General features: G+C 68.7%; 9 protein-coding genes and 2 pseudogenes. 5 read left to right on the top strand and 6 right to left on the bottom strand.

The window, feature by feature from the left end; translation table 11 throughout:
• Positions 1-645: 645 nt before the first annotated feature.
• On the top strand, positions 646-2205 hold the full coding sequence (locus tag AB0H86_RS08080) for an NAD(P)/FAD-dependent oxidoreductase (RefSeq protein WP_362434402.1): 1560 nt from the start codon (positions 646-648) through the stop codon (positions 2203-2205).
• Positions 2206-2592: 387 nt separating this feature from the next.
• On the opposite strand, the gene AB0H86_RS08075 is transcribed toward AB0H86_RS08080, so the two are convergent.
• Positions 2593-2955 (bottom strand): hypothetical protein, encoded by a 363-nt coding sequence (locus tag AB0H86_RS08075; protein WP_362434399.1) that lies wholly within the window; start codon positions 2953-2955, stop codon positions 2593-2595.
• 521 nt (positions 2956-3476) lie between these two features.
• On the opposite strand from AB0H86_RS08075, the gene AB0H86_RS08070 reads away from it, so the two are divergent.
• Both AB0H86_RS08070 and AB0H86_RS08065 read left to right on the top strand, forming a co-directional pair.
• Positions 3477-3695, top strand: coding sequence for a hypothetical protein (locus AB0H86_RS08070; RefSeq protein ID WP_362434397.1), 219 nt, complete (start codon positions 3477-3479; stop codon positions 3693-3695).
• A gap of 106 nt (positions 3696-3801) precedes the next feature.
• Positions 3802-5445: an NAD-dependent malic enzyme gene (locus AB0H86_RS08065; RefSeq protein WP_362434395.1), complete on the top strand. Its 1644-nt coding sequence runs from the start codon at positions 3802-3804 to the stop codon at positions 5443-5445.
• 185 nt (positions 5446-5630) lie between these two features.
• Here the strand turns inward: AB0H86_RS08065 and AB0H86_RS08060 are convergent.
• A pseudogene (locus AB0H86_RS08060) lies at positions 5631-5777 on the bottom strand (IS5/IS1182 family transposase); the annotation flags it as partial.
• A gap of 644 nt (positions 5778-6421) precedes the next feature.
• On the opposite strand from AB0H86_RS08060, the gene rph reads away from it, so the two are divergent.
• Positions 6422-9019: a rifamycin-inactivating phosphotransferase gene (gene rph, locus AB0H86_RS08055; RefSeq protein WP_362434393.1), complete on the top strand. Its 2598-nt coding sequence runs from the start codon at positions 6422-6424 to the stop codon at positions 9017-9019.
• Positions 9020-9109: 90 nt separating this feature from the next.
• Here the strand turns inward: rph and AB0H86_RS08050 are convergent, their stop codons facing one another.
• The 3 genes from AB0H86_RS08050 to AB0H86_RS08040 all read right to left on the bottom strand — a co-directional run bounded on the left by AB0H86_RS08050 (position 9110) and on the right by AB0H86_RS08040 (position 12029).
• Complete coding sequence (locus AB0H86_RS08050) at positions 9110-9586, bottom strand: hypothetical protein (protein ID WP_362434391.1); 477 nt, start codon at positions 9584-9586, stop codon at positions 9110-9112.
• A 156-nt stretch (positions 9587-9742) separates the two neighbouring features.
• Positions 9743-11122: an MFS transporter gene (locus tag AB0H86_RS08045; protein WP_362434388.1), complete on the bottom strand. Its 1380-nt coding sequence runs from the start codon at positions 11120-11122 to the stop codon at positions 9743-9745.
• A 217-nt stretch (positions 11123-11339) separates the two neighbouring features.
• On the bottom strand, positions 11340-12029 hold the full coding sequence (locus tag AB0H86_RS08040) for an NAD(P)-binding domain-containing protein (protein ID WP_362434386.1): 690 nt from the start codon (positions 12027-12029) through the stop codon (positions 11340-11342).
• A gap of 347 nt (positions 12030-12376) precedes the next feature.
• Here AB0H86_RS08040 and AB0H86_RS08035 point away from each other — a divergent pair.
• Positions 12377-12553 (top strand): annotated as a pseudogene (locus tag AB0H86_RS08035) (substrate-binding domain-containing protein); the annotation flags it as partial.
• Between the two features lie 309 nt (positions 12554-12862).
• On the opposite strand, the gene AB0H86_RS08030 reads toward AB0H86_RS08035, so the two are convergent.
• Positions 12863-13900 carry a DUF2332 domain-containing protein gene (locus tag AB0H86_RS08030; protein ID WP_362434384.1) on the bottom strand — a complete coding sequence of 346 codons (1038 nt, stop codon included), beginning with the start codon at positions 13898-13900 and terminating at the stop codon, positions 12863-12865.
• Positions 13901-14180 lie beyond the last annotated feature (280 nt).

Raw genomic sequence — 14180 nt, 5'->3', positions numbered from 1 at the left:
GCAGTGTCAGTTCGGCAGTAGCGGCGTCGAGGTCCTGCCGGAGGAAGCCGGCGAAGCCCCTTATGGGCTTCGGCGCGTCCTACCGCCTGCTCAGTTGTCTCCTATCCCGGTTGTCAGCGGTGGGTCGTACCTTGAGAAAGACGTGTGCTGCGCTTTGCTACCCGGTGGGGGACATCTGTGGGCTACTGACCGAGCTGTGAGCGCACCGGGCCGTCTGAGGAGCTGCCCGCCGGGCGCGGTCTCACGCCGCGGTGGTCGTTGCGTCCGATGACGGCGGCCCGGCCGTCGCCAGCAGTGGGTTACATCCGCTGGGGCCGCGCCCCGGACGCGAAGGGAAGGTGCCGCAACCCTGCCCGGACTGGGACAGAAGCTATACGGGGCTCAGAGCGCCGCAACCGCTGATCCTGCCGGGGGAGTCGGTGAACCATCGCAACGGGCGGGGTAACGCCGCAGCGCTGTGATCGTTTGGTATTACGTGATCACACCACTCAAGCGGTTACTGGCCCCGATCGCCCTGCCATCCCCCGCCGCCGCTCAACCCGCCACGCCTCAGACCCGGTTGCCGAGGGCCGCCCGCAGAGCGGCTCCGCGAGAGCCGGGTGCGGGCCGGGGCCTGTGCGCCGGCCGCCTGGCTGGAGCGTTGCTGTGATCCCGGAGCAGAGGGCGCGGACGGTCAGGGACGTGCGGGCCGTGGTCGTCGGGGCGGGGTTCTCCGGGATCGGGGCCGCCGTCCGGCTTCGCGAGGCAGGATTCGACGACGTCCTCGTTCTGGAGAAAGGGACGCACCCTGGCGGCACCTGGAGGGAGAACACCTACCCGGGCTGCGCCTGTGATGTGCCCTCGACGCTCTACAGCTACTCCTTCACACCGGATGCCGCCTGGAGCAGGGTCTTCGCCGGGCAGCAGGAGATCCTCGCCTATCTGCGGGCGACGGCCGAGCGATACCGGCTCGGTGACGTGCTGCGCTGCGGCGTCCAGGTGATGGGGGCACGATGGGACAGAGGGGCCGGCCGCTGGCTGCTGGAGACCAGCGACGGGCCCTACAGTGCGACCGTACTGGTCCTGGCCACCGGACCGTGGCACGTCCCGCGCCACCTGGAGGTCCCCGGCATCGAGGACTTCGACGGCCCCGTGTTCCACAGCGCCCAGTGGGATCACAGCGTCGACCTGACCGGGCGACGGGTGACCGTCGTGGGCACCGGCGCCTCCGCCGTCCAGATCGTCCCGGCCATCGAAGCCCAGGCCGCAACGGTCAACCTCATCCAGCGCACACCCCAATGGGTACTGCCCAAGCCCGATCTGCCGGTACCCGCAGCGCTCAACCAGCTTATGGATCGCATTCCAGGCGCGCGCGGCGCCCTGCGCGCCGGCCAGTACGCCCTGCAGGAGGGCTTCGGCTACGCCTTCCGCCACCCGCAGGCCGCCCGACTCCTCGAGGCGGGCGCCCGCGCACATCTGCGCCTCGCGGTCCGCGACGGGCAGCTGCGCCGGCAACTGACACCGGACTACCGGCTGGGCTGCAAGCGCCTTCTGACGTCGAGCACCTTCTACCGGGCCGTGTCCCAGCCGCACGTGCGCCTGCATCCCACCGCCGTGAGCGCCGTACGCGGCAACGAGGTCGTCGGCGCCGACGGCACCACCGTCCACACAGACGTGCTCATCGAGGCCACCGGCTTCCGCGTCGGTGAACTGCCGCTGGCCACGACCCTGTACGGCACGAACGGCCAGACACTCGACGAAGCCTGGGGCGGTGAACCGCAGGCGTACCTGGGCACTACCGTGAGCGGCTTCCCCAACCTCTTCCTGCTTCTGGGACCCAACCTGCTCGGCGGCTCCACCTCCGCGATCACAGTCCTGGAAGCCCAACTCACGTACCTCATCGCCGCCCTGGCCCACCTCGACCAAGGCGGCCACCGCGCCCTGAACGTCCGGCCGGACGCACAGGCCGCGCACAACACCGCCGTCCAAGAGGCGCTCGCGACCACGGTCTACAACACGGGCGGCTGCACCAGCTACTACCTCACTCCCACCGGGCACAACACCTTCGCCTGGCCGTGGTCCACCGGACGGCTCGTACGCCGCCTGAGCCACTTCGACGCCGACGCCTACACCTCCGACACACCGGACCGCCCTCTTCCCCTCCCTGCTCAGGCGAGGCCGCAGCCTGGAGAACATACGGCAGCCGCAAACGCGGAACAGCCATGACGCGGAAGGTACGGGATCCCGAACCCGACGCCGTCCTTGACCACGCTGATCCCATTCGGCTCCAGGACCGGCCGTCGAGCGCTGCCCTTGGCCTGAGGCATCAATGGGAGGTGATCTCAGTGCGGTAGTTCTCGGTCGCCGCTCAGCTTGGAGGAGTGGGTCGACTATGGCTCTACCCCGAGCCAGCTGAGCCGAGTTGGGCCGACGGGGCGGCGCCGGCTTCGGACGCCGGAAGGACGGAGGGGCGTCCACAGCGCCAAGTGAGCGGGACGGGAGGCCACGCAGCGTGCCCCTCCCGCTCCGCCGGACGGGGGCGTGAGGCGGCTGGCAGACCGGTGCCCGGCTCGGCCCGTGGCGGCCCAGGCCGGGCACCGGCGGCGGATCAGGTCAGGTCCCGAGGTACTCCAGGAGCCAGCTGACCGGCACGTCGTCCGCCGAGTCCGCGGCAGCCGTCTTCATGCGGCCGATGAGGACCTTCCGGGTTCCGGCGGGCAGCTTCTCGCCGAGGCGGTCGCCGTTGTCGGGGACACTGCGGGGCGTCACGCCGCCCCAGGAGCCGCTGGTGTAGATGCTCACACCGAGCTTGACGTCCGCCCAGGCGCAGCCGAAGCTGAGCCACGTGTCGCCCCAGGGGCCGGCGTTGAGCGGGGGTACGGTCAGGATGATGGTGTGCTTGTAGTGGATGAGCGCGCCGGTCTCGGTGAATGCGAAGCCGTGCGGGATCTGGTCGAGCTGGAAGTTGTTGGACACCAGGACTCCTTGCTCAGCAGGGGAGCGACACATCACACGGTCACTTGAAGGGGTCAAACCCCCTGTTTGAGCGGACCCGGAGTACGCCGGACCGTATCCGTCTTCCCGTACGCTCCCCTGGCCGACCGGCTTCCAGGTTCGGTGCCCTGGGAGCGCGCACCGCTGTCAGCGGCACTCACCGCATGGGGTGTCCCGGAAGCGGACGGAGTCCGGACAACCGGAGAACGGCAGATCGGCGTGTACGGCCGTACGGTCACAGGGATCGCTGACGGGAATCGGTCAGCCGCTGACCCGGGGCAAGCCGGCCCGGAGCCCATGAGTGAGCCCACCGATGGCCTGGGCCCTCCTGGTGGGAGGACCTCACCGGGACACTGGACAGGTGGCGGCCGTTGACACCGACCGCGTCGCCGTACGTCAGCAGTACATGGACCGGGCGATCCCCGAGTTCGTGGGCATCCCGGCCCCGGCCGTGACCTGCTGGACAGCCGCCCTGCTCAGCTGGGTGAGCAGCTTCCGCCCCGATGAACCGCCGGACCACGAACGACGTCACGCTCGCCCTCTCGCCGATCACGTTCGGGCTGCCGAGGGCTTCCGCGATCCGGTCCGCCGCCGCGCCCCCGGAGATCGGCGGGCTGGGCATCGCGGCCCGGATCGCGTCGGCGTCCAGCGCCTCCACAGCGGACCTACCCACGCAGCGTCAGGACGTGCACACCCTGAGGAGTTGGAAGCAGTCGGGGTGAACGAAACTGCGTCATCGGGGACGGTGGCGGCCCACTGACCATTCCTTGCCGACGCCTTGCCATGGCTTGGTGTGAGGGGCAGGGCATGCGGGGCACCCGGGAAGGCATGACAGTGAACGATTTCGGCCAGGGCACCGCCCTCCTGTATGACCCACTGCGCAACAAGGGGACCGCGTTCAGCGTGGCGGAGCGGGCAGAGCTCGGCCTCGACGGGCTGCTGCCGGCTGCCGTGGAGACCCTGGACGACCAGGCCGACCGGGCGTACGCGGCGTTCCTCGGCTACGACAAGCCGCTGAACCGGCACATCTACCTGCGCCAGCTCCAGGACACCAACGAGGTGCTGTTCCATCGGCTGGTCACCCGCCACCTGGAGGAGATGCTGCCGGTCGTCTACACCCCGACGGTCGGCGAGGCGTGCCGCCGCTTCAGCGAGATCTATCGCCGCCCACGCGGGCTGTTCCTGTCCTACGAGGACCGGCACCGCTTCCGGGAAATACTGCGTAACCGCCCGCACGACGACGTGGACGTCATCGTCGTCACTGACGGCCAGCGCATCCTGGGCCTGGGCGACCAGGGGGTGGGTGGGATGGGCATCCCGATCGGCAAGCTCAGTCTTTACACGTCGATCGGCGGCATCCATCCAGCTCGTACGCTGCCGATCCTGCTGGACGCCGGGACGGACAACGAGGAGCTGCTGAACAACCCGCACTACCTGGGCCGCCGCGAGCGCCGGGTGACCGGAGCCGAGTACGACGAGCTGGTGGAGGCGCTGGTGGCGGCCGTGGAGGCTGAGCTGCCGGGGACGCTGCTGCAGTGGGAGGACTTTGCGACGGCGCACGCCCGGCGAATCCTTACCCGCTATCAAGACAGGCTGCTGACCTTCAACGATGACATCCAGGGCACCGCCGCCGTCGCGCTCGGTGCGCTGACCACGGCGATGCGGATTGCGGGGACCCGGCTCGCCGACCAGCGGATCGTGATCCTCGGCGCGGGTTCCGCCGCGGTCGGTGTGGCCGACATGATCCGTACCGCGCTGGTCGACGACGGCGTGTCGGAGGAGGAGGCCGTTTCCCGATTCTGGTTCGTGGACGTCGACGGGCTGCTGACCGGCTCCCGTGACGGGCTGACCGACGAGCAGCGGGTCTACGCCCGCGACGACGAACAGGAGTCGTACAACCTGTCCGAGGTAGTGGACCGGGTCGAGCCGACGGTGCTGATCGGACTGTCCACTGCGCATGGCGCCTTCACGGAGGAGATCGTGCGGCGGATGGCGGCCGCCTGCGACCGCCCGGTGATCTTCCCGCTGTCCAACCCGACCTCCCACGCCGAGGCCGACCCTGCCGACCTGGTGCGTTGGACGGACGGCAAGGTGTTGGTCGCCGCAGGCTCCCCGTTCCCGTCTGTGACGGTCGACGGCCGCGAGGTGCCGGTCGCTCAGGCGAACAACGTGTACGTGTTCCCGGCCATCGGCCTGGCGGTCACCGCAAGTCGGGCCTCTCGGGTTACGGACCGGATGATGGTGGCCGCCGCCCGCGCTGTCGGTGACTGCGCCGCCCGGTTCGCCCCGGATAACGGTGACGCCCCCGCGCCGCTGCTGCCGCCACTGCGGGAAATGCGGGACGCGGCCCGGGACATCGCGGTGGCCGCCGCGACGGCGGCGGTGGAAGACGGCGTCGCCCCGAAGGCCACGCAGGAGGAACTGCGCGCGGCTGTCGAGGCCGCCCAGTGGAGCCCCAAGTACGCACAGTGACGGCCAGAGCTGCCGCGCGCGGTCGGCTGGAGTGGGCAACCGAGGGCTCCGCCCCGGGAGTTCACCCGCCCACTCCAGCTGAGGCCGCACTGGCTGGGGGCCGTCTTAAAATGATCACCGCTTGGTGGATCACGGTGGGGTGATAGGTCGCCAAGTTCCATGAACTCACCGATTTGGAGCGGGAGTTACCCGCTCCGCTGATCCCGCGGGCCGCGACGGGATGTCCGGGGGCTGAGCCGCCGGTAGCCGGACAGCCAGGACATGGTGCGCTCAATGACCCAGCGGCGCTGCCCTGATCGTTCGCTGGTCTCGGTACCTTTGCGGGCGATGCGTACGCCGATCCGCGGGCCGTTCGCTTGAGTGCCGGCCGATTTGAGCTACGGCGACTGTCAAGCGTGCGTTTGGCGAGCTCGGACCAGCACTCGCGTGCCGCGACGACCTCCGGGAGATGGCGGCGCGCTCGCTGTTCGGGCCTTGCCGACAAAGAACTTTCTGGTTCCGCGGCTGCATCGGTAGGCCGATGGGCCATCCGCCTGGGCCAACGCCGCGTACCCGTACGCGGCGCACCACCGCTTCGCGAGAAGCTTGTCAGTTCCATTGGAACGGCAAAAGACAAAGGCAAGGAGAGTTCTCTCCTTGCCTCTCTCAACTTATAGCGCACTGGGGGGCTTGCCACAAGACCCGGGTCACGGCGCAAACTTGTCGGCCGAGGCTACAACCTGCGGAAACGGGGCCAAGACGTGCGTGTGTTGTCGACGTATGGGGGACGCGGTGACGTCGAACCAGTGGTGGGACCTGCAGTGCAGTTACGGGTGCTCGGTGCGGAGGCGCGGGGGTGCGCGCCGCCCGACTCGCCAGAGGGAAGGCAACCAGGGATGAGGACGTGCTCGACCAGAGGTTCGGCAGGGTGGGAAGCGCCGGTGACTCGATCGGCCACCGCAGTACAACGGAGCACGGGCGCCCCGGAGGTATCGCGATGATTGAGCAGTACGTGCGGGATCTCCAAGAGGTTGACGAGACGCAGGTCGCGGTCGTCGGCGGCAAGGGCGCGCACCTGGGCGGCCTGTCGCGGATCGAAGGCATCCGCGTGCCGGCTGGCTTCTGCGTGACGACGGACGCCTTCCGGCGGATCATGGCGGAAGCGCCGTCGATCGAGGATCGGCTCGATCAGCTGTCGCGCCTGAACCCGGACGACCGTGAGGAGATCCGCTCACTCAGCGCGCAGATTCGCCGGACCATCGAAGAGACCGCCATCCCGGGCGATCTTGCGGCGGCGATCACCCGCGTGCTCGCCCGGCTCGGCGAGCAGGCCGCCTACGCTGTCCGATCCAGCGCGACGGCAGAGGACCTGCCGACGGCCTCCTTCGCCGGTCAGCAGGACACGTACCTGAACGTCGTGGGGCCGACGGCGATCCTCCAGCACATCAGCCGGTGCTGGGCCTCGCTGTTCACCGAGCGGGCCGTGACCTACCGCCGGCGGAACGGCATCGACCACCGTACGGTCCACATGGCCGTGGTCGTGCAGCAAATGGTCTTCCCGCAGTCGGCAGGCATCCTGTTCACGGCCGACCCCGTCACGGGCAACCGGAAGGTCGCCACCGTGGATGCCGGCTTCGGCCTCGGCGAGGCCCTGGTCTCCGGCCTGGTGAACCCGGACGTCTTCAAGGTGCGAGACGGTGAAGTCGTCGCCAGGACGATCGCCGCCAAACAGCGTGCCTTGCACGCCCTGCCGGCCGGCGGTACGCAGGAAGTGGCGATCGACGCACAGCGACGGGAACAGCCGGCGCTGACGGATGCGCAGGTCGTGCGGCTCGTGCAGCTCGGACGGCGGATCGAAGCGCACTTCGGCCGCCCGCAGGACATCGAATGGTGCCTGGCCGACGATGGCTTCCAGATCGTACAGAGCCGGCCGATCACGACGCTGTTCCCCATCCCCGAGACCAGCGACCAGGAGAATCACGTCTACGTCTCCGTCGGCCATCAGCAGATGATGACCGACGCCATGAAGCCCCTGGGGCTCTCCATGTGGCAGCTGACGGCCATGGTGCCGATGCACGAGGCCGGCGGGAGGCTGTTCGTCGACGTCACCCGGCGCCTGGCCTCGCCCACGAGCCGCGCCGGCCTCCTGGATGTTGTGGGGAGAGGCGATCCGCTGGTCAGGAACGCGCTGGAGAGCGTCCTGGACCGCGACGACTTCATCCCGTCGCTCCCGGACGCGGGTCCCGGCGGCCCGCCGACCGTCGGCGCGTCCGCCTCGATCGGGACCGATCCGGCCATCGTCACCGAGCTGATCGAACGCAGCCAGGCGTCCGTCGCAGCCCTGGAGCGCGACATCAGGACGAAGACCGGAGCGGCGCTGTTCGACTTCCTGATGGAGGCCTTCGAGGAGCACAAGCGAATCCTCAGTGATCCACTGAGCATTCAGGCGATCATGGCGGGGATGGAGGCCACGTGGTGGCTCAACGACAAGCTCCAGGAGTGGCTGGGCGAGAAGAACGCGGCCGACACTCTTACGCTGTCCGCCCACGGCAACGTCACTTCGGAGATGGGACTGGCGCTGCTTGACGTCGCGGACGTGATCCGCCCACATCCCGAGGTCGTGGCGTTCCTGCAAAACGTCGAGGATGAGGGCTTCGTGGACGAGTTGGCGAAGCTCCCGGGCGGGACCGAAGCACGTGACGCGATCAAGGGCTACCTGGACCGGTACGGCATGCGCTGCGTCGGCGAGATCGACATCACGAGGCCACGTTGGCGCGAGCGCCCCACCACGCTCGTGCCCGTGATCCTCGACAACGTCAGGAACTTCGAGCCGGGCACCGCCGAGCGGCGCTTCGAGCAAGGGCGGCAGAAGGCGCAGAAGAAGGAGCAAGACGTGCTGTCACGCTTGCGGGCTCTGCCGGACGGGGACCAGAAAGCCGACGAGGCCAAGCGGATGATCGACCGAGTCCGAACCTTCATCGGGTACCGGGAGTACCCGAAGTACGGCATCATCAGCCGCTACTTCGTCTACAAGCAGGCACTGCTGGAGGAGGCCGAGCGCCTCGTACGGGCCAACGTGCTTCGTGAGAAAGAGGACTTCTTCTACCTCACATTCCAGGAGTTCCGTCACGTCGCGCGCTCGAACCAGGTGGACGACCGGCTCATCAAGCAGCGCAAGGAGGCGTTTCGGTCGTACCACGCGCTCACCCCGCCCCGAGTCCTCACATCGGACGGCGAGGCCGTCACCGGCACGTACCGGCGCGACGACGTTCCGGCCGGTGCCCTGATCGGCCTCCCGGTCTCCGCCGGGACCATCGAGGGAAGGGCCCGCGTCATCCTTGACATGGCGGAGGCCGATCTCGAAGCGGGCGACATCCTGGTCACGACCTACACGGATCCCAGTTGGTCGCCGCTGTTCGTCGGAATCGCGGGCCTGGTGACGGAGGTGGGCGGCGTGATGACCCATGGCGCAGTGATCGCCCGGGAGTACGGCCTGCCGGCCGTTGTTGGCGTGGAGCAGGCGACCCGGCTGATCCGGGACGGGCAGCGGATCCGCGTACACGGAACCGACGGGTACGTCGAGATCCTGTCTTGACCGACCACTCGGAAGCGGGTGCTACACCGCGTTGCCCACCTGACCTTGACGTTTATCGTCCAGCGTCGAGTGCGGAGTCTTGATTGGACGTCAGTCCCATGCGTTGAAGAGCACTCCGCCCAATGTGGTGATGCCGTAGAAGCGAACTTCGCGCCACTCGCCCTGGGTTAGGACCGAGGTTTCGATGTCCGAGAGCGACAAGGTGAGTTGCGCGCGATCAAGCACTACAAACCCGAGGTCGGCAAAGGTATGGGCCCACGGTGGCGGTGCGAGGAACTCCTCGGTGTACCAGTCCCGGCGTTCCTGAGCGAATGCGATCCAGGGGTGGTGGGCGTGACACAGGATGATGCACTCGCCTGTGCCCTCGATGACCGTCGCGATGTGGAACGTACGAGGGTACGTCTGTGCCTCTATCTCGCCCACAAGGCCTTTGGCCGCCCGGGCGGCCGCATACAGCGCTGCCCGGAACGTCCGCTGGTCGGTTTCAGGTAGCGGCCCGTCCTTCGGCTGGAAGAATCCCGTGGCGCCTCGCGGCAATGTGAACGCTGCGTCCTTGTCTACGGCCATGTGGCTCATTCTGCCGAGGAGAAAAGCTGCCCACGTCACACTGTGCGGGGCGCGTCGGTTTGCGTGCACCGGCTGGGTTCCGGTCTTCGTACGGAGGTGCCCGCCGCATGCGGGCGGGTGTGAGCCGTCCGAGTGAGGCGCACGAACGCTCCGGGTTCACCCGCTCGGTTTCGCCGGCACGCACAGCCACGCGAGGCCTGCGGCAGTCAGGTAGGCGAGCGCGCCGATGGCCATGCTCGTCCGCAGGCCGGTGTTGTAGTCGGTGGCTGTCGCGAGCAGGCTGCCGCCGAGCGCTACGCCGGTGGCACTGCCGATCTGGCGGGTGGTGTTGAACAGGGCGGAGGCGGCCCCTGAGTACTCCGGGGGTGCGGCACCCATCACGGTGGCGGTCGAGCCGGTGAGGGCGAAGGACGTACCGAATCCCGCAGCCATCATCGGGGCCACCAGCAGCGCGTAGGCGGGGTCGGCTCCCGTCGAGGCCCAGCCGGCCAGCCCGACGGCAGCCAGGAGCATGCCGGAGATCACCAGGGGGCGGTCGCCGGTGCGGCGGCTCAGCCGTCCGGACAGGACGGAGGCGAACATGGTCATCGCCACCGCCGGGAACAGTGCCAGCCCGGTGCCGAGAGCGCTGTAGCCGCGCTGGTGCTGGAATTCCAGGCTGGCGGTGAACACCATGCCGTAGAAGCCGAAGTTGAACAGCAGGCCGATGACGGATCCGCCGCCCATCGCACGAGAACGCAGCAGGCTCAGTGGAAGGACAGGAGAGCGGGCAAGCCGCTCGCGCACCACGAACGCCGCGGCGGCCAGCACGGCCAGGCCCATTCCGGCGAGAACAGCCACATCTGACCAGCCCCGCCGTCCGGCCTCGTTGAGCGCTGCGGTCAGCAGCGCCACCGCCGCGACGACCGCGCACTGTGCCGGCCAGTCCAGGGCGCGGGCGGCCCGCCGGGGCGAGCGTGCCACATGCCGCAAGACCAACGCCAGGCAGGCCACACCCACGGGCAGGTTGATGAGGAACACCCAGCGCCACCCCACCGTGGTGACGAGCAGCCCGCCCAGCAGCGGTCCGGCTGATGCCGCGATGCCCGCCATCGAACCCCACAGCCCGAAGGCCCGCGAGCGGGTGGCCGGCGCCGGGTAGGCCTGCTGGAGCAGGGCCAGGGAACCGGGCACGATCAGCGCCGCGCCGAGCCCCTCCACCAGTCGGGCGGCTACCAGAAAAGGGGCGTTCGGCGCGAGCGCGCACGCGGCCGAGGACGCGGTGAAAACCGCCACACCCGCGCAGAAGACACGACGGTTGCCCAGCCGGTCGCCCAGCGCGCCACCGGTCAACAGGAACCCGGCGAACACCAGGGTGTATCCGTCGGTGATCCATTGGACGCCGGTGAGCGATGCCGACAGTTCCCGGCCGATCACCGGCACGGCCACGTTGATGACCGTCACATCCAGGATCACCATGAAATACCCGGCGCACACCGCCAGCAGCGGTGCCCAGGACCGTCGCTCGGACTCTGGGGCCGCCGGGGGAGAGGGCATTGACTCACCTCCACCGGCCGACCCCGCGAACGCCACGGTCCCAACTCCATCCCGTCCACGGAATCATGATGTCCTGGTACGAAAGCACCCTCGACGTCGGGCGTGTGCCCATGCCCACGACGCTCGGGACGGAGCACACGAAATCGCGCCGCGAAATTTCGGGAGACCGCGTGGTCCAGGCGGATCCGGAGCGGCAAGGTTGATCACGACGCAAGCCCTAACGGGCGCCTTGGATATGGAAGTTGAAGTCCGTGTGGCCGAGGGACCCCATCAGGCGTAGCCAGAGCGGCAGCAGCATCTCGGTTCCCCGGGAGGTCTCGATGCCGCCGAGGTCGATGACGGCGCTCTCGGGCCAGCCGAACGAGACCAGCATTTCGGCGACCTGTTTCTTGGCGCCGGCGTCCTCGCCGCCGACGAACACGTTGTGGGCACCGGCGACGCGGCCGGGCTCGACCATGATGAAGCAGCTCATGGTGTTGAGGGTCTTGACGACCTTCGCTTCGGGGAAGGCACGCTGGACCTGCTCACCGAGGCTGTCGGTGTTGACGGGGTCCAGCCGGGGCGGCATGCCCTCCGAGAAGTCGAGCGGGTTGGCGACGTCGATGAGGACCTTGCCGGCCAGGTTCGCGCCACCCGCGGCGGTGAGGGCGTCGAGCGTGGCTACGCCGGCGGTGGTGTTGACGACGGTCTCGCCGATGGCGGCGGCCTCGTCCAACGTCTGCAGGGGCACGTCCGAGTGATCCACGTGCCACGCGGCGAAGGGCGGATTGCCCATGGCGTCCGGGTCGGTGCGGGCGAGAGTGGCTGCGGGGTCGCGGGTACCGATGACGACCTCGTGGCCGAGGGAGACGAGTTTGGCGGCGATGGTCCGGCCGACGATGCCGGTACCGAGGACTGCGTAACGCATGGGGATCGGTTCCTTTGCGAGGCGGGCCGGGGGACACCGGTGCCCGCGGCCGGCCAGAAAACCAGACGGAGTTGTCCGGTATGCCGATCTGTCCGATTGGGCAGGGGCCGGGCGGGTCAGGTGCGCTGCTCAGGTAAGCAGACAGAAGTCCTTCACCCCTGCTGTCCGGGATGTGGATGGTGCGGATCTCACCCGATTGTCCGCCAGTAGGGCGCTCGGCCGGGCGAGGGCACGGGACCGTAGCCGGCTGCGACGCTGTCACTGATGTCTTTCCGCCGTTGGTCAAGATGACCCGCCACCGGATCCCCCGCTGCCAGAGCAAGCGGCGGTACTTGGCCGCGCTCGATTCGCATCTGATGCCGGTCAGTCTGACGACGGTCCGTCAAGACTCCTTGCTCACGGCGGAGTATGCCGTGCGGTTCGCCGTCGCGCGCATGGAGAGCCCGGACCTGGAGCATCAGGAGGCGGTGTTGGACCCGAAGCTGGTTGTACGGGGGACCAACGGGCGCTGCCAGGACAACTGACTCGCGGCCAGGCAAAAGCACAAGGAGCCCCGCCTCGCCGCCTTCTGGATGCGGAAGCCGACGGCCCGGCACATCGCGATGGGCTTCGCCCATGACCTCGCGGCGGCCTTCAGCCGCCGGGTGCGAACAGCGACCCACCCCGGCATTGCAGCGACACCGTTGGTGAATCCGTGTCCGGCCGCCACAAGCTTTGGGCACCCTGCGCGGTGTTGATGCTGGTCAGTCGACAGGTGGCCGCCGCCCGCGACATTTTCGGATCCCTCACGGAATGTGGCCAGAACCCCAAAGAAACAGACACCACCAGAAGGTCTAGGAATCTGCCAGCCACGCCAGCAAGCGGCCCTGCGACCAGCAGCGGCCAATGGCCTCGGCGTGCAGTGCCGACTGCTCGAACACTGCCAGGCCGATGATGCTGTGGCCGGAGGCGCGGCGATCGCCAAGTGTCGGTATCGCCGGCGCGACTCCGACCCCCTCCGCTGACACCCACGCCACCGCCCGGCCGCCCGCCGCTTCGTCGAGGCGGTGCAAGAAGCGCAGGCGGCGCTCGAGCGGGAAGTGCGACAGTGCCCACGTCGTGGTGACGACAGGCAAGGCGTCCGCGGGCACACGGGCGAAGGCGTCGGGCAACACCTCGACGGCGTCGCCTTGCAACAGCAGCGGAGGAGCCGTCGCCGCCAACGCCATCTCCGCTTCGAGCCTTGCAACCCGCTCCGGCTGATCCGGCCACAGGCAGGCGCGTAACCATCGGGCGTCATCCGCGTCGGTCACGTCGACCGGATCGAGGTCGACGCCGACCCGGGCGACGACCTCGGGCATCGCCCGAGCCGGGATCGGCCGATCTCCCACGATCGAAGTCGACAGCTGTACGGAAGATGCCGCGTCGCCCAGCGATTGCCCGTTGTCGTACGTGATGCCAACGCGATCGACATTGAGATTGAGCCCGGCCGAACAGCCCACGTCGATCAGCCCCACCGCATTCGCGCCCACCCGGTGCGCTGCCTCGGCAATAGCCGGATACAGCACGGCGCAGCGTCCAGTCTCATTGGTCCGTGTCTGCCGGCGCACGGCGATGGCCACGACCGAGTCGGTCATTCGCAGCAGCGTGTTGAGCGCCGCGTCGGCGGCAGCGTCACCGTCCGCAGCGGCATAAGCCGCGGCGAGCGCCGGGGCGCGTCCGGCGAGGGCGAGGTCGTGCAGCGCGGCGAGGATCACCGTGGGGTGCCGCTTGCGCGCCGGCGCCGCCTCGATGGCGCGCAACGCCTCGTCGGACTCACTCAGGGCGACGGCGACGCGCTCGTACAGCGGCGATGTTCCGGCGGCGTCGACCTCACCGAAGCGCCGGTACACCTGGGCGAGTGTGCGGGCCCTGCCCACGGGTGCGGCGCTTCCTGCAGTCGGCCTCGGCATCCTGCGATCCTAGCCATCGGCACGAAACCCCATGACCCCTTACCTGGCACAAGAGGGCGGAGAAGATTCTCGACCGACTCGCCGGCTACTGCCGCTCCTCAACCAAGAGCGAGCACTCCAACCTGCCACTCAAGAACTTCCGTGGGACGCGCCCCAGTACGACAAGACTGCCATCTCCTACGAAGCAGGAGTCACCCTCACATCGCTCCTGATCTGGACG

Source organism: Streptomyces sp. NPDC050997, assembly GCF_040660135.1.
Taxonomy (GTDB): Bacteria; Actinomycetota; Actinomycetes; order Streptomycetales; family Streptomycetaceae; genus Streptomyces.
This window is presented reverse-complemented; position numbering and strand designations above follow the sequence as displayed.

Excerpts from the sequence above, each read along its gene's own strand:
- AB0H86_RS08045 (WP_362434388.1), bottom strand. The coding sequence starts at position 11,122 with ATGCCCTCTCCCCCGGCGGCCCCAGAGTCCGAGCGACGGTCCTGGGCA.
- rph (WP_362434393.1), top strand. The coding sequence starts at position 6,422 with ATGATTGAGCAGTACGTGCGGGATCTCCAAGAGGTTGACGAGACGCAG.
- AB0H86_RS08070 (WP_362434397.1), top strand. The coding sequence starts at position 3,477 with ATGAACCGCCGGACCACGAACGACGTCACGCTCGCCCTCTCGCCGATC.
- AB0H86_RS08065 (WP_362434395.1), top strand. The coding sequence starts at position 3,802 with ATGACAGTGAACGATTTCGGCCAGGGCACCGCCCTCCTGTATGACCCA.
- AB0H86_RS08050 (WP_362434391.1), bottom strand. The coding sequence starts at position 9,586 with ATGGCCGTAGACAAGGACGCAGCGTTCACATTGCCGCGAGGCGCCACG.
- AB0H86_RS08040 (WP_362434386.1), bottom strand. The coding sequence starts at position 12,029 with ATGCGTTACGCAGTCCTCGGTACCGGCATCGTCGGCCGGACCATCGCC.